Source organism: Vibrio penaeicida (genome assembly GCF_030689305.1).
GTDB lineage: Bacteria > Pseudomonadota > Gammaproteobacteria > Enterobacterales > Vibrionaceae > Vibrio > Vibrio penaeicida_B.
Genome location: NZ_JAUYVM010000003.1, coordinates 444,400 through 463,082 on the forward strand (window position 1 = coordinate 444,400; position 18,683 = coordinate 463,082).

At 43.6% G+C, this 18,683-nt stretch carries 14 protein-coding genes; 6 read left to right on the forward strand and 8 right to left on the reverse strand.

The window, feature by feature from the left end; all coding sequences use genetic code 11:
• Positions 1-39: 39 nt before the first annotated feature.
• Both Q8W40_RS07910 and yjeH read right to left on the reverse strand, forming a co-directional pair.
• The gene (locus tag Q8W40_RS07910) at positions 40-1,911 is read right to left on the reverse strand and encodes a methyl-accepting chemotaxis protein (RefSeq protein WP_305396645.1); all 1,872 of its coding nucleotides are present in this window, start codon (positions 1,909-1,911) and stop codon (positions 40-42) included.
• 519 nt (positions 1,912-2,430) lie between these two features.
• A complete protein-coding gene (gene yjeH, locus Q8W40_RS07915; RefSeq protein WP_305396646.1) occupies positions 2,431-3,687 on the reverse strand; it encodes an L-methionine/branched-chain amino acid transporter in 1,257 nt (418 codons plus the stop codon).
• Between the two features lie 194 nt (positions 3,688-3,881).
• Between yjeH and Q8W40_RS07920 the strand changes: the two genes are divergently transcribed.
• A complete protein-coding gene (locus Q8W40_RS07920) occupies positions 3,882-4,319 on the forward strand; it encodes an Lrp/AsnC family transcriptional regulator (protein ID WP_305396647.1) in 438 nt (145 codons plus the stop codon).
• Between the two features lie 68 nt (positions 4,320-4,387).
• Here the strand turns inward: Q8W40_RS07920 and Q8W40_RS07925 are convergent, their stop codons facing one another.
• Positions 4,388-5,809 carry an aminotransferase-like domain-containing protein gene (locus tag Q8W40_RS07925; protein ID WP_305396648.1) on the reverse strand — a complete coding sequence of 474 codons (1,422 nt, stop codon included), beginning with the start codon at positions 5,807-5,809 and terminating at the stop codon, positions 4,388-4,390.
• Positions 5,810-5,905: 96 nt separating this feature from the next.
• Between Q8W40_RS07925 and Q8W40_RS07930 the strand changes: the two genes are divergently transcribed.
• The 3 genes from Q8W40_RS07930 to Q8W40_RS07940 all read left to right on the forward strand — a co-directional run bounded on the left by Q8W40_RS07930 (position 5,906) and on the right by Q8W40_RS07940 (position 8,549).
• On the forward strand, positions 5,906-6,865 hold the full coding sequence (locus Q8W40_RS07930) for a DMT family transporter (RefSeq protein WP_305396649.1): 960 nt from the start codon (positions 5,906-5,908) through the stop codon (positions 6,863-6,865).
• A gap of 41 nt (positions 6,866-6,906) precedes the next feature.
• Positions 6,907-7,521 carry a LysE family translocator gene (locus Q8W40_RS07935; protein ID WP_305396650.1) on the forward strand — a complete coding sequence of 205 codons (615 nt, stop codon included), beginning with the start codon at positions 6,907-6,909 and terminating at the stop codon, positions 7,519-7,521.
• Positions 7,522-8,009: 488 nt separating this feature from the next.
• A complete protein-coding gene (locus Q8W40_RS07940) occupies positions 8,010-8,549 on the forward strand; it encodes a GNAT family N-acetyltransferase (protein WP_305396651.1) in 540 nt (179 codons plus the stop codon).
• Positions 8,550-8,622: 73 nt separating this feature from the next.
• Here the strand turns inward: Q8W40_RS07940 and Q8W40_RS07945 are convergent, their stop codons facing one another.
• The 5 genes from Q8W40_RS07945 to xdhA are packed head-to-tail and all read right to left on the reverse strand — an operon-like array spanning position 8,623 to position 15,233.
• Entirely contained in the window at positions 8,623-9,153 is a 531-nt protein-coding gene (locus Q8W40_RS07945; protein ID WP_305396652.1) for a GNAT family N-acetyltransferase, read from the reverse strand.
• A gap of 13 nt (positions 9,154-9,166) precedes the next feature.
• Entirely contained in the window at positions 9,167-10,483 is a 1,317-nt protein-coding gene (gene guaD / locus Q8W40_RS07950) for a guanine deaminase (RefSeq protein ID WP_305396653.1), read from the reverse strand.
• A gap of 30 nt (positions 10,484-10,513) precedes the next feature.
• Positions 10,514-11,365: a xanthine dehydrogenase accessory protein XdhC gene (xdhC, locus tag Q8W40_RS07955; RefSeq protein ID WP_305396655.1), complete on the reverse strand. Its 852-nt coding sequence runs from the start codon at positions 11,363-11,365 to the stop codon at positions 10,514-10,516.
• 27 nt (positions 11,366-11,392) lie between these two features.
• A complete protein-coding gene (gene xdhB / locus Q8W40_RS07960) occupies positions 11,393-13,792 on the reverse strand; it encodes a xanthine dehydrogenase molybdopterin binding subunit (RefSeq protein WP_305396656.1) in 2,400 nt (799 codons plus the stop codon).
• Positions 13,785-15,233 carry a xanthine dehydrogenase small subunit gene (xdhA, locus tag Q8W40_RS07965; RefSeq protein WP_305396657.1) on the reverse strand — a complete coding sequence of 483 codons (1,449 nt, stop codon included), beginning with the start codon at positions 15,231-15,233 and terminating at the stop codon, positions 13,785-13,787. Before xdhA ends, xdhB begins: the two co-directional genes overlap by 8 nt.
• A gap of 615 nt (positions 15,234-15,848) precedes the next feature.
• Here xdhA and Q8W40_RS07970 point away from each other — a divergent pair.
• Positions 15,849-16,469 (forward strand): heme-binding beta-barrel domain-containing protein, encoded by a 621-nt coding sequence (locus tag Q8W40_RS07970; protein WP_305396658.1) that lies wholly within the window; start codon positions 15,849-15,851, stop codon positions 16,467-16,469.
• 892 nt (positions 16,470-17,361) lie between these two features.
• Positions 17,362-18,549 carry a M12 family metallopeptidase gene (locus tag Q8W40_RS07975; RefSeq protein WP_180958291.1) on the forward strand — a complete coding sequence of 396 codons (1,188 nt, stop codon included), beginning with the start codon at positions 17,362-17,364 and terminating at the stop codon, positions 18,547-18,549.
• Positions 18,550-18,683: the final 134 nt, after the last annotated feature.

Here is an 18,683-nt window from a genome sequence, read left to right on the forward strand (position 1 = left end):
TGACTGTTGAGTCAGGCATTTTTATTTATCAGCGGTGTGTTAGACGATGAATTTGCTCATAACCTCGTCTTGGTCGCGAACGTGTTGAGTTTGCAACGCCATCGCCTCGTTTGCGCCTTCAGCAGCAACCGCTACTTGCGAAGACAAATCACGAATGTTGATGGTGTTATTATTGATTTCCTCAGCAACTAAACTTTGCTCTTCTGCCGCAGACGCGATCTGAATGTTCATATCACTGATACGTTGAATGGCACTTCGAATGCGATCAAGCGATTCGTTCGCCTCTTGCGCCTTGGTTACTGTGTCATCAGCCGTTTCTTTACTCTGTCCCATTGCACTTGCTACGGCTGTCGCACCCGATTGAAGTTGTTCAATCATGTTACGAATTTCAGTCGTTGATTCTTGAGTACGTTGAGCTAGTGTTCGAACTTCGTCTGCAACAACGGCAAAACCACGACCTGATTCACCAGCACGCGCCGCTTCAATTGCAGCGTTAAGTGCCAGCAAATTGGTTTGGTCAGCAATGTCGTTTATCACTTCCAAAATGGTCTCGATGTTTGCAGTGGCAGATTCAAGTTGTTTAACTTGTTCAACCGCTTCATCGATTCGGGATGACAAATTACTGATGGCTTGCGTGGTGTATCCGACCACTTTCGTCCCATCTTCTGTCGCGCCGTCTGCATCTTTCGCAGCCGAAGCCGCACCTTGCGCGTTATTTGCCACGTCGGAAGACGTTGTCGCCATTTCGTTCATTGCAGTGGCGAGCTGTTCTAGCTCTTGCATCTGAGTCGCCATCGCTGAGGCTGATTCTTGTGCGCCCACTGCGGTGGTTTCGGTAACGTTTCGTATTTCGACGCTCAACGCTTTCGTACGTTGGATTCGTTGCTGAAGCGTTTCTGCGAATGTATTAAACCCAGAAGCCAATGCCGCAAATTCTGAATCGGTGTTGGTATCGAGGCGTTTGGTAAGATCACCCTGACCAGACGCCATATCTTGAATGGCGTCGTTTAAAGAATCGAGTGGGCGCATCAGCACTTTAATCAAGAACAACAGAGCAAAAATACTTATGACAAGAGCAATAATGGTATAAACGATAGAACGATTTTTCAGTTCACTTACCGCCGCGTACGCAATGCTTTCGTCTACCATCACGCCAACATACCAATCTTCGCCTGGGATTTTTGAAAAGTCTGTTGCGTAAAGCTGTCCATTCAATTCTATTTCTTGAGTTTGTTCCTGAATGGAGACATTCGGTAAGAAGGTGTTCATCTGCTTACCGTTTTTATCTACGTCTGGGTGCGCGATAATCGTACCGTCGCCTGACACGATAAATAAGAATCCGGCATTAAAAAGCTCAACCTTATTGACGACATCGGCAAGACCCGCAAGGCTCACGTCATAGAATATCGCGCCGGCAAATCGCCCATTTTCTTTCACTGGTACGGCAATGGAAACTAGGATTTCTCCGGTTGCAGAATCGGCATAGGGAGCCGTGATGATCAGTTTTCCGGAATTTTTCGCGTCAATATACCAAGGTCGACGTCTTGGATCCCACTCAGAACCAGGGTTCCAGCCTGGGTCATTATTCACGTTTGAACCGTCAGCCTCATAGCCTAAACCAGCAAGAAGAAAGTTTTGTTTAATACTTGATTGGCTGATAACACTTTGTACGTAGTCCCGATTTTGTAAATCAGTTTGTAGCATGTCGGTTGCATACTGCGACAGTTCTTTTTTGCCCTTAATGTCTGCTGCAACCGTATTTCTCACCCCGTCTACGATCTCACTAACACTTTGAGTTACCTGGTGTTCAAGCTCAGACTTCATGGAGAAGTATTGTTGAATCGTCAGCAAGCTTAAAATGATTAACAGCAATATCGACGAAGCAGCGACGACTTTATGGCTAAATTTCATAGTTTTCCCTCTACAACACCTAAACAAACAAAGATTATTCCCTTGAGTTTAGCTAAAGTGTTTTTATTTTCCGTACTCCCCAGAGATAGCGGAAAGAATATTATTATTAGTGAAGGCGACTGAATTACATTTATATCAGCAGCAATTAGAGTATGACGTAAAAATGTAAAGATTTCTTACATAAAATTGACTTTATTTTGTGATTTTAAGTCGATTAATTGATTAATTCGCGAGTCGAAAATTCATTATTTCCTTTTCAGCTCTCTGAGTTAAGCCTGGAGTTCACTGAATCTCTTGATTTTTGGGGACTTTTGAAATTTTTCATGTCAAGTGTATTCGGAGTTTTGTATCGTATGATTTCAATTTACTGTGAAATTAAATGCTATGAGATCATGAAAAAATATGAGTGTTAATAAGTTCTAAGTAGAGCATTATTGATGAAATAATGCTCTGTAGGTTAGCGGTATTCATTAAAGGTCGGCGGGTTACAAATAATACTTATTTGGGCTATGCAAGCGCTTAACTAAATACTGGCGGCTCTTTGCGTTTTCTTGCATTTGGTATTTGTAGCAAAGTAAAAATTATAATGGCGTAAAGCATTGCCCACCCTAAGCAAGCAAATACCAACACACATAACACCAAAGATAGCCACGCCAAACCTTTCGACACACCAGAGAGCAACTTCACGGCCGATAGCATTGCAAGAAGATAGATTAGGACAAATATGCCATTAGCCAGTTTAACAAACATCTCTAAATCCAGACCAACAACTCGACCAAAAAGCAGCGATAGAAGCAAGGTAACACTGATAACGTACGTTGCATTTGCAGGTACACCTCTGGCAGAAACTTTGGCTAGTTTTCCTTCTGGCTTGTACTGGCGAGCTTGACTCCAAAGCATGCGCGATAGGCTTTGAAGGTAAAGGTTAACGCTGGCAAAACAAGCTAGAAACGCCACGATGCTAATAACAATACGGCTGCTTTCACCAAACAAGTGGGCTGTAATCCACGGTATTGCACCTGTTTCCATTTCTACTGTGCCATAGGCTTGGAATTTCAACACAACAACGGAACACGCCCAATAGGTTAGCCCTGCGACAAAGCATCCTAAAATGATGGCGATAGGAAAATCTCTCTCAGGGTTCTTAAACTCTTCTCCCATGTGTGCAAAAGCTTCAATACCCACAAAACACCAAAACATAACAGCGAGTGCAGAGCCAACAGAAACCCATTCAACGGAAGAGAAAGAAGGCATGGTGAGGTCGGAAGGTTGAACCTCACCTTGCCAAAAAAACAGGATGATCAAAGTGAACAGGCAAAGCGCAATAAGTGTTTGAAGCTGAGAAGAAGATTTGCTGCCCAATAGGTTTACACCTAACAAGAGTGCGACGGTGAAGCACTCTGCGACAAATTGAGAATCTCCTACCTCTGGCAGCCAAGGTTTTGCAAAACTGGCAGCGAGAGCGACGGCTGCGGGAACACCAACCGGGATGACCGACAAAAATAACCAAGCGACACTTCGCTCTAGTTTGGCGTTGAAAGCCAGCTTAACAAAGTGCGCGGTTCCGCCAGCATTTGGGTAACGGCGACCCAGCATGGCAAACGTTAAGGCGATAGGGCAGATAGCCGCAAATAATATAACCCAAGACCAAAGAGATGACTTTTCAGCAATGCCTGCCGTAATGGCTGGGATCATAAACAGACCAGTGCCAAGCAATGTGGTGGAGAGCTGTCCTATACCCGAGATAAGGGTGATTTCTTTTTTGAGTTCTTGCACTGTTTCGTCCATGAAAATGAATTGGTATAGAGTGTCTAAACTTGACTTAATTCCAGACTATATTCTTTAAGCTCAATATACATCTGGCAAAATGACGAAACACTCCGTTAAAATGACACTTTTAACAGACACTTTGTATTGGTAGCTCAATTCCTAACCGTTTAAAGCAGTCAAATAATAATAAAGGGAAGCAATTGGATAAATTTGATAAGGAAATCCTGTCGATTTTGGCACAGGACGGTAGGCGTTCAGTCAGTGATATTGCGCGCGAGGTGAACCTGTCTCGTAGTGCTGTTACGTCCAGAATGAAGAAGTTGGAAGACGATGGTGTCATCTTAGGATACCAAGTAAAAATCGCCCCGCCGGATGCGTCGCTGAACGCGTATATTGCACTTTACTTCGATACATCAAGAGCAGAGCACAGTTGCGATACGTATGGCGCGAAAGTGGCGGACATTCCGGAAGTTAAATGGGCACACGCCATCAGTGGTGAAACCGATATGATGGTTTTCATTGAAGCGCCAAGCATGAAACGTTTGAATGAAATTCGTGATGAACTTCAGGCATTACCTCACTTGAAGCATCTCATTACACATACCGTATTAACGGAATTTTTCAATCGCCGTTTTTAATACGATGTGTATTTCCCACAATGGAATAACCCAACCTAGAAGCACCCAAATTTAACGGCTTGAAATAGCTAGGTATTGAGCAGGCTTGCAGTCAAATTGGCGAACTCTGTTAATCCATCTTGCCAGCTTTTGTTGGGTTTAAATCTTGCAAAACTTAGCCTAATGCAATGGTCATATTGTTTCGTCGTCGTAAACAGTGAACCGGGAAACAGGCTTACTTTTCGTTCTAAGCATGTTTGATAGAGCAAGTCGCAGTCCAACGCTTTTGGGAATTCAATCCACACAATATAACTGCCATTAGAGACGTTCATAGAATACTGGTTTTTAAGGCAATCATGAGAGTCCAATGCTTGTGTTAACCAAGGAATAAATAGCTTTTGTTTTTTTGCGTAATGCCGACGAATTTTCATTAAGTGCTGACGGTATTTTCCTGTCGATAAAAACTCACCAATGGCTGCCTGCATTAAATTCAACGATCCCATGTTATCGCTGAGTAAGCGCTTTTCGATAACGGCTCTGTGTTTACCTGCGACAATCCAACCTAGCCTCAAACGTGAATCCAACGTTTTAGATAAGGAGCTGCAATACACGACCCGATCTTTGGTATCCAATGCCATAAGAGATGGTAAGTGCGTGTCGAAGTACAGTTCTCCAAAGACATCATCTTCAACGATAGGAAGCTCCCCAGTGACGTCAAGAAGCCGCTTTCTTGCTTCCAAAGGCATCACTGAGTTGGTGGGGTTGTTAAAGCTTGGCGTGACAAGCAGTGTTTTTATGTCCCACTCCTTTTGAGCGGTGATCACCGCGTCAATATCAATCCCTGTTGTTGGGTGGCTTGGGATCTCGATGACTTTCAAGCCCAATGATTCCATTAAAAGTAAATTGCCAAAATAACAGGGAGACTCGACGGCGACGATATCCCCTCTGGAGGTTAAGGCTTGCAGGCATAAGCTAATGGCTTGCTGCGCCCCGTGAGTCACTAAGATATCCGTTTGAGAGCAATTGATTTCGTGGTCTAAACAAAGTTTCCTTAGCTGATCAACGAGCTTGTCGTTACCTGGGGGAAGTTGGTAGTGACAAGGAATATGAGCTTGATAGCGGCTCTGGCGACCTATCTCGGCGTAAAGTGAGCGAATGGCAGGGAAGTCAATATCGGGGTGTGCACAACCCGCTGGCATTAGGTGATCACCAAGTGGCGTTTTTAAAATGGACTTAGTTTTAGACAGCAAGTCGACATAACCGGGTGCTTCAATATGGGCATTTAATGAAGGCTCCGACTCTCCACGAACTCGGTATCCAGAGCGCGCTTCGGCATACAAAGTTCTGGCTGCCTCTAGTTCTTGGTATGCACGAATTACGGTATTTCGTGATACCGAGAGTTCCATACTGAGTGTTCGAATGGATGGGACTTTTTCCCCTGTTATCCATCGATTCTTAGCGATCTGAGTATGCACATACTCAATAACGTCTTGATACTTTTTGCTGCCCATTTATCGCCTCACCCAATCTGTACCCATTAAGTTAGGTTCAACTGTACCTTTTTTGAATATCTGTATCCAATAAAGTAAGAAAAAAAGGAGATAGTCATGCCATTAAGTCTTATACCTTGGATATTTGTTGTGTTGTGGGCATCAGGTTTTGTTGGTTCTAAATTGGGCTTACAGTTTACTGACCCAGCCACTTTGTTAACCATTAGAACGGCATTGAACGTTTTAGTGTTGGGTGTGCTAGTGGTCGTACTTAAGCGGAAAACGCTCAGCCCAAGAAAGACATTCCACGCTTGTATTTCAGGGCTCATGATTCATGGCATGTACCTTGGTGGCACCTATTCGGCTATTAAGCTAGGAATGCCCGCCAGCTTGAGCGCATTATTAGTAGGGCTACAACCCATCCTTACAGCGGTCACTTTGGTTGCGGTCGGAACTACCTATTTACGCTGGCGTCAGTGGCTTGGCTTAGCGTTAGGCTTAGTTGGTATCTTTTTGGTATTGCATGGAAAAATGGAATGGGAAGATACGGCCAACAAAGGGTGGGCGTTTCTCTCTATTTCCATCGCTTTGGTTGGAATAACTTTTGGAACGCTTTATCAAAAGAAATTTTGTAACGGGACAGACTTAGTGACCTGCGTGACTTGGCAATATCTTGCGGCGCTGGTTGTGTTCGCTATCGCTGCTTATGCCTTTGAACCGCTGGTTGTTCACTGGACACCAACATTTGTCGCCACTCTGGCGTGGCTGGTTATTGTGCTTTCAGTATTGGCGGTATTGTTACTGCTCTATATGGTGGAGCATGGCGAGTCAGAAAAAGTCGCATCCGTATTCTATTTAGTTCCCCCTGTCACTGCTGTGCAGGCTTGGCTTTTGTTTGACGAGCGTTTTGATTTCATCGGTGCTCTCGGGTTTGGCTTCGCTGCGTTGGCTGTTTACTTGGTGGGCTTGAAAAAACCGACTCGGTTAAGAAATTCGATCAGTTTAAGAAGAAAGTCGAATGATCACAAAAACGTATCAACTCAACAAGAAGACTTGCAAGTGAACAGCGCTAAGTGAGAGAGTGACGCTGTAATTCAGACAACACAAAAGGATAAACAATGACATTAAGCGTTTGGCTCTCTTTATTCGCTATTTGTTTACTGGGTGCTATGTCTCCAGGGCCAAGTTTGGTCACGGTATCTAAACATACACTAGCGGGTGGACGTAAGAATGGTCTTGCGGCGGCGTGGGCTCACGCGTTTGGTATTGGGATCTATGCGCTGGTCACGATCATTGGATTGGCGGTTGTTTTACAGCAGTCCCCTATCTTATTCAAAACCATCAGCTATTTAGGGGCGGCGTATCTCGCTTACCTTGGGTTTAATGCTTTGCGTTCTAAAGGTGGGGTCGCTGCTCGTTTGGAAGCTGGCGAGCGTGTTTCTGTTTTCTCTTCCGCACGGGAAGGCTTTTTGATTTCGATTCTTAGCCCCAAAATAGCCCTGTTCTTTATCGCTCTGTTTAGCCAGTTTGTTGTGTTAGGGAACGAGTTGATGAATCAAGTGTTGATTGTAGCAACTCCGCTTATTGTGGACGGCTTATGGTATACACTCATTACCTTGTTGCTTTCCATGCCGCTTGTTATCGATAAAATTCGCGAGAAAGCGGTACTCATCGATCGTATTTCTGGCGTTATATTGATTGGATTAGCTATACGCGTTGTGTGGGTCGTTTAGGCTCACACTTTTGCTTCTACTCACCGGCAGATTATTCTTTCAACTGCGCTAAAACACCCCTCTTAATCTTCTCAAATCTCGGCACTATCGAGCTTTCAGCCGTATGCCAAAATTTAACCACTTTCTCCTGATTTGGTCATATAACCTTAGTTTTATATATCTTTTAGCCTATCAAACTAGACATATATGATTTTATTTTCTGTAAATGTAGTCATTTTGGGTAAAAAAAGTGAATAATTTGGTTTGTTTTGCTTTACTGTAGTAGAAACTAAAAAAGCAGTAGAAAACTGCGCTGTATTTAAAGTTAATTGAGCTCTCTGCCCAAGAGAGCGCAAATGGAATTAACTGATATTACATTGACGTATTTTTAGACCGTGGTTGTTGTAAAAAGCGAAGACGTAAACAAGTAAGTTGTCGTTCACGCGTTTTGACCCAAGTTATGAATACCGTTGGTGTAGCATGGAGTAATGGCACTCAAGGAGGAAAGAGTGGAATTAAGGCAAGCGAATTACCAAGATTTCGAGCGAATTGCGCAGTTACATGCAAAAAGCTGGCAACAACATTATCGTGGTCTGGTTACCGATGCTTATCTAGAGCAATACGCAGAAGACGATAGAGTTATTGTTTGGCAAACACGCTTGACCAACCCGTCGTTTAATCAAAATGTCCTCGTTCTAGAAAATGAAGGCGAACTTTGTGGGTTCATTTGTATTTATGGCAACCACAATTTCGAATACGGAACAATTATCGATAATCTGCACGTCGACTCGGCCTATCAAGGGCACGGTCTCGGCACTAAGCTGATGTTAGAAGCGGCTAAGTGGGCGGAAAAATACTTCCCAGATTCAGGTGTGTATTTGGAAGTTCTTGAACAAAACGTTGCAGCGAAACATTTCTATTTGGCACTTGGGGCGACTCAATCTCATCTGAGTGATTGGAGTGCACCTTGTGGCAGCAAAGTGAAAGAAGCCGTATTTATCTGGTCTTCACCATCTGTGTTACTAAAAAAAGCCGAAACGTTTGTATAACCGCTTTTCTGAGCCTGCACTAAAATAGGTGCCCTCAGAGCGTTTTGGTTTAAGGTGTTTTAGGTTTGTTGAATTAGCCCGCTAGCGAATCGATATCGAACCGATAAAAGTCTGTATCATCCGAATTGGACTCGGTTCGATAAAACCCTAGCTTTAGGAGAAGAGAAGACGACGCAACGTTGTTTTTCTCGACCCCGCCAATTAAAGCCCGCACCTGCTTGTTTTGTTTGCACCAAGCGAGTAATCCTCCCAGCATTTCTTTTGCCAAGCCCTTGCCTTGGTGCGTTTCGCCTAGAAGATACCCTAAATGAAGTTCATCGTTGTCGGACTGATATAAAAATATGAAACCGCATAAAGTGTGTTCCGGTGTTAGGTAGACCGCGAGTGTTTGACCGTCTTCGGTGATTTTCTTCACCCACGACTCAGCCTTTTCGGCGTCATCGATTCCTTGAAAATAGGGGGGAAGTGAAGCCGTTACGTTTGGTGTAAGTATGTCGATTACATCACGAATGAATTCGCCATCGTGCCTAAGTGAAGCCACGACAGTTTCAGTCACAAGACGCTGGGTAGAAAATACAAAGCTATCGTGGGTATGTGTCGGCATGAGGTTCTCGATTTTATTTGGGTGTATTTGAAGAATAAACGCTTTCACCCAGAATGTATGTCTCACATACGGTTCTGTCGTCTCCTAGGCTCATCAATACAAACAACTTCTCTTCCAGTGTTTTGGTTTGGTTCATGCGAAATTTCATCAGTTGCGTAGCATGCAGATCCAACACCACAAAATCCGCTTCTTTGCCTACTTCTAGGTTTCCGATTTTGTCTTCTAAGTGCAAGGCTTTTGCACCACCAAGTGTAGCCAAATAAAGTGATTTTATAGGGTGGAGCTTTTCCTGCTGTAGCTGCATGACTTTGTAGGCTTCACTCATGGTTTGCAGAATGGAAAAGCTCGTTCCTGCGCCTACATCGGTGCCCATCCCGACCCGAACGCCAAATTGTTCAAGCTTAGGAAGTCGAAATAAACCCGATCCAAGAAACAGGTTGGATGTGGGGCAAAAGGCAATGGCTGATTGGGTGTCTGCCAACCGCTGGCATTCACAATCCGACAAATGAATGCCGTGGGCAAACACGGAACGTTTGTGCAGCAATCCATAGTGGTCGTAGACATCTAGGTAACTTTCTCTTTCAGGGAAAAGTTCCAATACCCAGTCGATTTCCTTTTTGTTTTCGGAAAGGTGAGTGTGCATATAAACATCTGGGTACTCTTTCAGAAGCCTACCAACGGTTGCGAGTTGTTCGGCAGTGCTGGTGGGGGCAAACCTTGGCGTAACAGCGTAGTGCAAACGAGAACGTTTGTGCCATTTTTCGATAAGTGCTTTGGAATCGGCGTAGCCCGACTCCGGTGTGTCTGTTAGGGAGTCGGGTGCGTTCCTGTCCATTAACACTTTGCCCGCGATCATTCTAAGGTTGCGTTGTTCTGCCTCTTCAAAGAAGACATCAACCGACTGTTTGTGCACGGTTCCGAATACCAAAGCCGTGGTTGTGCCGTTGCTTGCCAGTTCATCCAAGAACAATTTGGCAACTTGCCGTGCGTATTCTGGGTCTTTGAACCTGAGCTCCTCTGGGAATGTGTAGTTTTCTAGCCAATCCAAAAGCTGTTCACCGTAGGAGGCAATCATCCCTGTTTGAGGGTAGTGAATATGAGTATCAATAAACCCTGAGGTGATCAGCTTGTTTTCAAACAGCGTGATTTCTATTGAAGGTGACAATGTAGGTAAGATGGTTTTCGCATCGCCGATTTGATCGATAATGCCATCTTTAACGACGATAATACCGTCTTCAAAATACTGATATGAATTTTCCAAATCCACTTCCTGTGGATCTGCCACGCTGTGCAGCACGGCGCTACGAAAAGCGTGCGTTGTGGTCGTCATGTTGCTTCCTTTAGATCATGCCCAGTGGCTTTATGCCTGTTTTGGCTGTGTAATGCGTTGGAGGTCGTCATCTTGTGTGCGACTCTCCTTTGTTTCTGTATCGGCGAATTCTGCTTGGTGGTAATGGGCGATCAACTCTCCTGCAACCGATATGGCGATTTCCTCAGGTCGTTTTCCTGGAATATCACTGATGCCAATTGGGCTGGTCATTCTGGCGAGCTGACTATCGCTGTAACCACGTTGTCTTAGCCGCATATTGAACTTTTTACGCTTGGTCGATGAACCAATTACGCCAAAATAGGTGCTGTCCCCTCTATCAAGGATAGCCCTTGTGAGGTCAAAATCGAGTTGATGATTATGAGTCATCACCAGAAAGTAGCTGTTTTCACGAGCAAAGTTGACTTCTCCTACCGGGTCGTCGCTTACGAGTTGCTCTACGCTATTAGGTAATTGGGAAGGAAATTCATTCTCTCGTTGATCAATCCATGTGATCTCAAAATCTAGTGTGGCGATCACGTGAACTAGGGCTTTTGCAACGTGACCAGCACCAAATAGGTATAGGTGACGTTTACGGGTGCCTATCGGTTCAAAGCATAGGGTAGCCATACCGCCGCAGCATTGCCCCAAGCGAGCACCAAGATTGAACGTATCGATTTTGACATCAGTGGCTTTCTCTTCAAGCATTGTTCTGCTTACCTGAGTAGCAATGTGCTCAAGATGTCCACCACCGATAGTGGCAATCAGCCGGTCGGCGGTGACCAGCATTTTTGTTCCAGCCCCTCGAGGCACCGATCCACGTTCATTTAGCACGGTTACCATCACACAAGGTTTATTCGCGCTTTCGAGTTTCGCTAACTCTTGAATCCAGTTATCGCAGTACATAACTTGTCCCTCTTGGTAACGCGGTGACTATGCTGTTCTCTTGCTTGAGGTTTTCACGCTTTCACGCACCTTTTCGATTGCCATGAGGACTCGTTCGGGTGTGGCTGGCGTGTCTAAGTGAGGACGAACGTTTTCGCTTACGTCATTTTCTACAATCACATATCGAATGGCATCTTTCAGCGCGCTCCATACCGACATAGCAAGCATAAACGGGGGTTCGCCCACGGCTTTAGAGTGGAAAACGGTGTCTTCTGGATTTTGTCTGTTTTGCAGTAAATGCGTTCTAAAATCGATGGGCATATCCGCCACCGCTGGAATCTTATAGCTGGCAGGACCGTTCGTCGTCAGCCTACCTTCATCATTCCAAACCAGTTCTTCTGTCGTAAGCCAGCCAGCGCCCTGAACAAATGCCCCTTCAACCTGGCCAATATCGATCGCTGGGTTCAACGAAGCGCCGACATCGTGTAAAAGGTCGGCGCGCAAAATCTTGTATTCACCTGTCAGTGTATCGACGATGACTTCGGAGCAAGACGCGCCATAAGCGAAGTAATAAAACGGTCTGCCTTTGGCTTTTTCGTGATCGTAGTAAATTTTGGGGGTTCGGTAGAAACCTGTACTAGAAAGCGACACTTGGTTGAAGTACGCCAGTTGAATGAACTCATCAAATTCGATAAGGGTTTTGCCCGCCTGAATGATGCCGTTCTTGAATTGGACGTCTTCCGGTGCAACCTTGAAGTGCTCGCTGGCGAAGTTCACCAAACGTACTTTGGTGTGTCGTGCTGCGTTTTGTGCTGCTTTGCCGTTCAAATCGGTGCCCGAAGACGCTGCCGTTGGTGATGTGTTTGGGACTTTTTCAGTATTGGTGGCGGTGATCTGAATACGGCTGATATCAACCTGAAATTCCTCTGCGACAATTTGCGCCACTTTGGTATTCAAACCTTGTCCCATTTCCGTGCCACCGTGGTTTAGGTGAATGCTGCCATCGGTGTAGATGTGGATAAGCGCACCAGCCTGATTCAAAAAAGAGGCGGTGAAGGAGATTCCAAACTTAACCGGTGTGATGGCTAAGCCTTTCTTTAGAATAGGGCTTTGTTTGTTGAATTCGTTGATCTCCTCGCGACGCTGGTAGTAGTCGCTAGTGTCAATCAACTGTTCAGTGATCTCTGGCATAAAATCACTGTCTTCAACTGTTTGGAAATAATGAGTAACGTTACGTTCGCTTTTTCCGTAGTAGTTCGCTTGGCGCACTTCCAAAGCGTCTTTGTTTAAGTAAGCCGCTATGTCGTCCATGATGTGTTCAATGGTCATCATGCCTTGCGGCCCGCCAAACCCTCGAAATGCGGTGTTGGATGCGGTGTTGGTTTTGCAGCGATAACCCGTAACCGTCGCCTCACCCAAGTAGTAAGCGTTGTCTGAGTGGAACATGGCGCGATCGACTATAGAGCTTGATAAATCGGGTGAGTAACCACAGTTACCTGCTACATCGATCTCGATGCCTGTTATCGTTCCTTGATCGTCAAACCCTACTTTGTACTGGTTGTAGAACGGGTGACGTTTCCCCGTCATCATCATATCTTCGGTTCGGAACAAACGCATTTTGGTGGGGCGATTGGTTAGTTTAGCAATCACCGACGCCATGCATGCTGGATAGGACGATTGAGTTTCTTTGCCACCAAATCCACCGCCCATGCGGCGTACATCAATGAGCACTTTGTGCATGGGAATACCCAATACGCCAGAAACCAGTTTTTGAATTTCGGTTGGGTTTTGGGTGGAAGAGTGGACGATCATGCCACCGTCTTCTGTGGGCATCACGGTGGCGATTTGAGTTTCTAGATAGAAATGTTCTTGTCCGCCCACATGCAAGCTGCCTTCAAGCACATGTTTTGAATGAGAAATGGCTGTTTTAGAATCCCCTCGCTTTTGCTGGTGGGTATCGGTGACAAACAGTTTTTTCTCTAACGCTTCTTCTACGTCTAAAACGGCGGGCAGTATTTCATACTCGATAACTGCTGCATGTGCCGCTTTTCTTGCAACTTCAAGATCGTTGGCTGCAACGGCAATGACAGGTTGCCCAACATACTCAACTTTTCCATCGGCGAGTAGAGGATCCCCTGGCAGTATTGCGCCAATATCTAAGTTACCAGGAATGTCTTGGCTGGTAATTACGATGGCAACACCTTCAAATTCGTAGCATGGTGAAAGGTCGATACTAAGAATGTTGGCGTGCGCATGGGGGCTGAGTAACGCGTAGGCGTGCAGCTGATTTGGGAATTCTAGTTTATCGTCAATGTATTTGGCTTCGCCTGTGACTTGCAGGGCAGCGCTGTCGTGTTTCACGCTTTTGCCTACGCCTGTTTTTAGATCTTGTTTGAATAACGCCACCATTTCTTCGTGGCTAATGGTTGCTTTAGGCGAATTAGACATAAGACGTAACCCTAGTTTCGATCGTGTTATTTTGGTGAGCAGATTCTATATAAAAGCGTCGGAGTAGGTTTGCTGCACTCAAAGCACGGTATTCCTTGGTCGCACGGAAATCGCTCAACGGCTCAAAGTCGTCCGCAATGGTTTTCATCGCAGCGAGTACCGTTTCTTCAGTCCAAGCTTTATCCACTAGTGCCTGTTCGCAGTGCGTTGCACGTTTAGGAGTCGCGGCCATACCTCCAAATGCAATTCGCGCTTGTTTTACTACGCCATTCTCTACGGTTAAGTTAAACGCACCGCAGACTGCCGAGATGTCATCGTCTAAGCGTTTTGAAATTTTGTATGCCTTAAATGTTTGCTCTGTTGCCAGAAGTGGAATATGGATAGATTCAATAAACTCGCTGGGTTGCTGAGCTGTGACTTTGTAACTCACAAAATAATCTTCTAACAACATAAGCCGAGAAGATTCCCCTCGGCGTAGTGACAGTTGAGCACCTAAAGCGATGAGTAAAGGGGGCGTATCGCCAATTGGAGATGCATTAGCGATGTTGCCGCCTATGGTGCCTTGATTGCGAACTTGAAGTGATGCAAATCGATGAAGAAGCTCACCAAAATCTGGAAAGTGCTGAGCGAGTGACTGGTATGCGTCATTCAGCGTGACGTTAGCGCCTAATATCAATTGTTTACCTTCAACTTTGCAGCGCTTCATGTCCGCAACTGCAGCGACGCTAATTAGGGTTTCAATAGGGCGTCTAAACTGAGTCACTTCCAGAGCGAGATCGGTTCCCCCCGCAACCAACTTGGCGCTGGGATGACGCATGTACAGATCAGCCAATTCGTCTGTGTTTGTTGGGAGGAAGGCATGGTGATCACCACATTGCAATTCCCCTTTTTTGATGGAGAGAGCAGTGAGTTTGGCGATGGTTTCTTCTTCCAATATTGAAAAGTGGTCTCTGAGTTGTTGATTGTTGCTGAGTGACATCGCCGCATCAATGATAGGTCGATAGCCTGTACATCGACATAAGTTGCCTGCAAGTGCTTCCAATATATCGTGCTTGGTTGCTGTCGTTTTGTTCTTGGTGAGGGCAAACATAGACATGATAAAGCCAGGTGTACAGAAGCCGCATTGTGAGCCGTGAAAGTCCACCATTGCCTGTTGCACCGGATGTAAGCACCCATCTGGATTTTTTAGATCTTCAACGGTGATTAGCTGCTTTCCGTGTAAAGATGAAACGAAAGTCAGGCACGAGTTAATAGATTGGTACACCAGTTTTCCATCGACCACTTCACCTAATACAACGGTACACGCTCCGCAGTCACCCGAACCGCATCCTTCTTTTGTTCCGGTTTTATTCAGTTGTGTTCGCACGTATTGCAAGACAGTTGTGTTTGGCGACACATCTTTAATGTGTATCACGGATTGGTTAAGCAAAAACGAAATCACGGTTTCTCCTAGCATTGTATCGATCAATAAAAGCTGACCCATAGGTCAAGTTTTGAACAAACTGACCTGAAGGTCAACAATTTGTTAACGTTTTTGATACATTTGTGCTCAAGTAACCTATGGATGCTTGTCTTTGTACAGCGAATGGGTATGGCGACAATTAAAAATATGAGTCAAGAATAGAGATGTTTCTTAATTTTCTACGTGACCATAATATTTGTTTGGAGATGATGTAAAAAAGCCATGTTATAAAGTCAGGTAACTCAATATAAATTGAGTTTAATAATTGTTTTATTACTTAAGTTGTCATTGACTTTAAAGTTTTAAGACTTAGATTTTTGTGTTTGTGTTAATGCAAATTATTGTTATTTAAAGATTTTTACAATTTTTTGAAGTCTTTTGAACTAGCTTGAATAAATATAACAGAGATTTTTTATTTACCTTTTTAATATATTTGTTTGTCTATTTTCTCAAGTCTATTCATGTGAATAATAGGTACACACAATGTAACATTTGTTTCATTTTTATTGAGTGTTAAAGTGTTTTTCTATATATATTTAAATTTAAAGTTAGTGAATAATATCGACCAAATAAACAACAATTTGGAAGCACAAAATGAAGAAGTATTTTGCAGCAGCAATGGCGGCAGCTTTATCTTTACCAGCCGTAGCTAACCATACCGAAATTGATGGGATGGATTTTGGTCCACTGGCATCACTTGTGGGCACATGGAAATCGGTTGAAGCTGGTGGAGTGGATATTGCACCAGCACAAAAGGGTACACCACAAGGTGAAGGCACCCCAGCAGTTACCCCATTTTATGAAGTAATTACATTTGAAGTTGCAGCGGACGCAGTCAATGCGAGCTCGCAAAGCCTTGTTGCTCTGTATTATAAACAAGAAGTATTCAGAAAAGCGGACGACACGAAGTTTCACGACCAGCGAGGCTACTCTATCTACGATGCTGATAACCAAATTGTTTACAACTCCTTCTGCGTTCCTCGCACAACGTGTGTAACGGCAGAAGGGCAAGCGGGTAAACAGATGACGCTTACAGCGTCTAAGCGCGGAATAGCGGAGTCTAATTTCATGACAGATAACGCAACGACTACGGGGTTCTCCATGACTATCTCAATTGAAGACGAAAAGCTGACTTATTCGCAAAATACCGTTTTGAATATTTATGGGAATGCGATGGCGCATACAGATGCGAGTACTTTGTATAAAGTGAATTAAAAGCCAGTCTAAATTTTGGGTAAGTCATAGAAAGCATCCATTGGGTGCTTTTTACATTTGAGGCTTACCGGAATGTGAATAATTGGGTTAATTGCTAACGTAATGTTAGAAGTCATAAAATTTGAATCACTGTTTAATTTTCATTATTAAAATATATAGTATAAAAGGTTGTAAATTTTACTGTTAGCTTGATAGTAAATAAATATATAATTGCTTAACTATAAGTTAAGCTGGTTGTAGTTGGATTGTATACTTGTTTTATTGCTAGTTTAAATACTGTGTGAGCTTTTCTAAATATACCATCAATTTTATTGTGATTTCTTATTTGTTACTGTATAACAAACACATTCGGTTTTTAACTTCTTTTGTTTTGTTTTGTTTATTATCTGTTTGTTTTTTAATTTCAACTTATTGAATGTAAAGGTTATAATAATTCTTTTAAATTTAAAACTAAAAATAAATTAGTATTACCTTATGTTTTTTTGGGTTAATGGTCTAACTTGTTGTTTTTTATGATATTTTAATTGGTGTGATATTCATTTAGGTTGAGTTTAACTAATGATTAATTATACTCAAAATTAAGAATTTATTATTCAAATGGATGTTGTTTGTGATTCCTATCTCGATATTGATCTTTGTTAGATTATGGCTAAATTAGATGGTGGTTATTATTTGCATTTGTAAATATCATAAACCATATTATTGTAGCCACTTCATTTTATGTTTTAGATAAAGTATGCGTGTCTGTATTATTTGGTAAATTGCTCTTATGTTATTTGTAGGGTAGGTCTGTTCCATTTTTAAGGGGTTTTAGTATCTATAACCCTAGGGCAACCTTATATACAATCACGTTAAAAATGGAAGTGGAATCTGACAACATATGGAGGTAGTTATGAAGCTTAACATAGTAATTTCAATATCTGCATTTTCTATGACTCCGCTCTTTGCATTTAGTGCAAATGAAACAGATGTAAATGCAGAAGTACCCGCTATTGATACTCAGCAGACTCATATTATAGGGACGAATGACATTATATCCTATGATGTGAAAGAGTTGGTTGGTGGTAAAGCCGCGGTATTCCAAGGTGATATAGTGCTAGGTTCCGCGAGCAATGTTCAAGAATATGGTGTTCAACCAATGCGTTTCTTCGATGAAGGCGAAATGACGGGGTATGCGGCATGGAGTGGGTATGCGAAGTGGCCAAACGGTGTCGTCCCTTATACTATTTCAGCCAATATCCCGGCTTATGATGTTGCTTCTATAAAAGAAGGGATGAGTTGGATCGAAAACGTGTCGAATGTTCGTTTTGTTGAGCGAAGTAATCAAGCTGGATACATTACTATCATTCGTGATCGTGGTTGCTACTCTCAAGTTGGTTATACTGGTAGAGCTCAAAACCTGTCTATTGGTCAGGGCTGTGGTACGCCGGGTATTGCTGCTCATGAATTCCTTCATGCACTTGGCTTTTGGCACGAGCAATCACGCGCTGATCGCGATCAATATGTGAATATTCATTGGAATAACATTGAACAGGGCAAAGAGCATAATTTCGAGAAGAAAGGGGAAGTGACAACGTCCGTTGGTCCGTACGATGTGCATTCTATCATGCATTATTCCTATCGTGCGTTTAGTATTAATGGTCAGCCAACGATTACGTCCAAAGATCCTTCTGTGCCCAACGATCAGTTAGGTCAACGCCAGCGTTTAAGTGATTATGATATTGCAGCATTGCAAGAAACATATGGAGGAGGGGGTACAACGCCACCTCCTACACCCGACCCTATCAGTGCAACTATTACAGATGTGAGTGTTGCAAGCGGTGAATGGCAGTACTTTGTTTTGGATTTACCTAGCGGTTACAGGAATCTGACAATCACAACGTATGGCGGGAGAGGCGATGTGGATCTATATGTAAGGAAAGACGCTCGACCTACCTTTGATTATTACAATTGTGCTTCTTGGCGTGATGGTAATTCTGAAATATGTGATATTAATTCCCCCGAAGCTGGGGAGTGGTATATTGGCGTAAATGGTTACTTTGCAAGTTCAGGCGTTACGATCACCGTCGAAGCGGATTGAATATTTCGTTAAACACATGTAAAAAGCCAGCTTCGTTTTGATGAAGCTGGCTTTCTTAATTCTTGGTGCTTACTTTTGAGCTGACAACTGTTTCGAGCTGGAAAACTGTTTTGAGCCAGCAAGCTAAATACGCA

Bases quoted from the DNA above. Each gene is read 5' to 3' on its own strand.
- Q8W40_RS07935 (WP_305396650.1), top strand. From the start codon at position 6,907: ATGACATTAAGCGTTTGGCTCTCTTTATTCGCTATTTGTTTACTGGGT.
- Q8W40_RS07910 (WP_305396645.1), bottom strand. From the start codon at position 1,911: ATGAAATTTAGCCATAAAGTCGTCGCTGCTTCGTCGATATTGCTGTTA.
- Q8W40_RS07975 (WP_180958291.1), top strand. From the start codon at position 17,362: ATGAAGCTTAACATAGTAATTTCAATATCTGCATTTTCTATGACTCCG.
- guaD (WP_305396653.1), bottom strand. From the start codon at position 10,483: ATGACGACCACAACGCACGCTTTTCGTAGCGCCGTGCTGCACAGCGTG.
- xdhC (WP_305396655.1), bottom strand. From the start codon at position 11,365: ATGTACTGCGATAACTGGATTCAAGAGTTAGCGAAACTCGAAAGCGCG.
- Q8W40_RS07945 (WP_305396652.1), bottom strand. From the start codon at position 9,153: ATGCCGACACATACCCACGATAGCTTTGTATTTTCTACCCAGCGTCTT.
- Q8W40_RS07970 (WP_305396658.1), top strand. From the start codon at position 15,849: ATGAAGAAGTATTTTGCAGCAGCAATGGCGGCAGCTTTATCTTTACCA.
- Q8W40_RS07925 (WP_305396648.1), bottom strand. From the start codon at position 5,809: ATGGGCAGCAAAAAGTATCAAGACGTTATTGAGTATGTGCATACTCAG.
- xdhB (WP_305396656.1), bottom strand. From the start codon at position 13,792: ATGTCTAATTCGCCTAAAGCAACCATTAGCCACGAAGAAATGGTGGCG.
- Q8W40_RS07930 (WP_305396649.1), top strand. From the start codon at position 5,906: ATGCCATTAAGTCTTATACCTTGGATATTTGTTGTGTTGTGGGCATCA.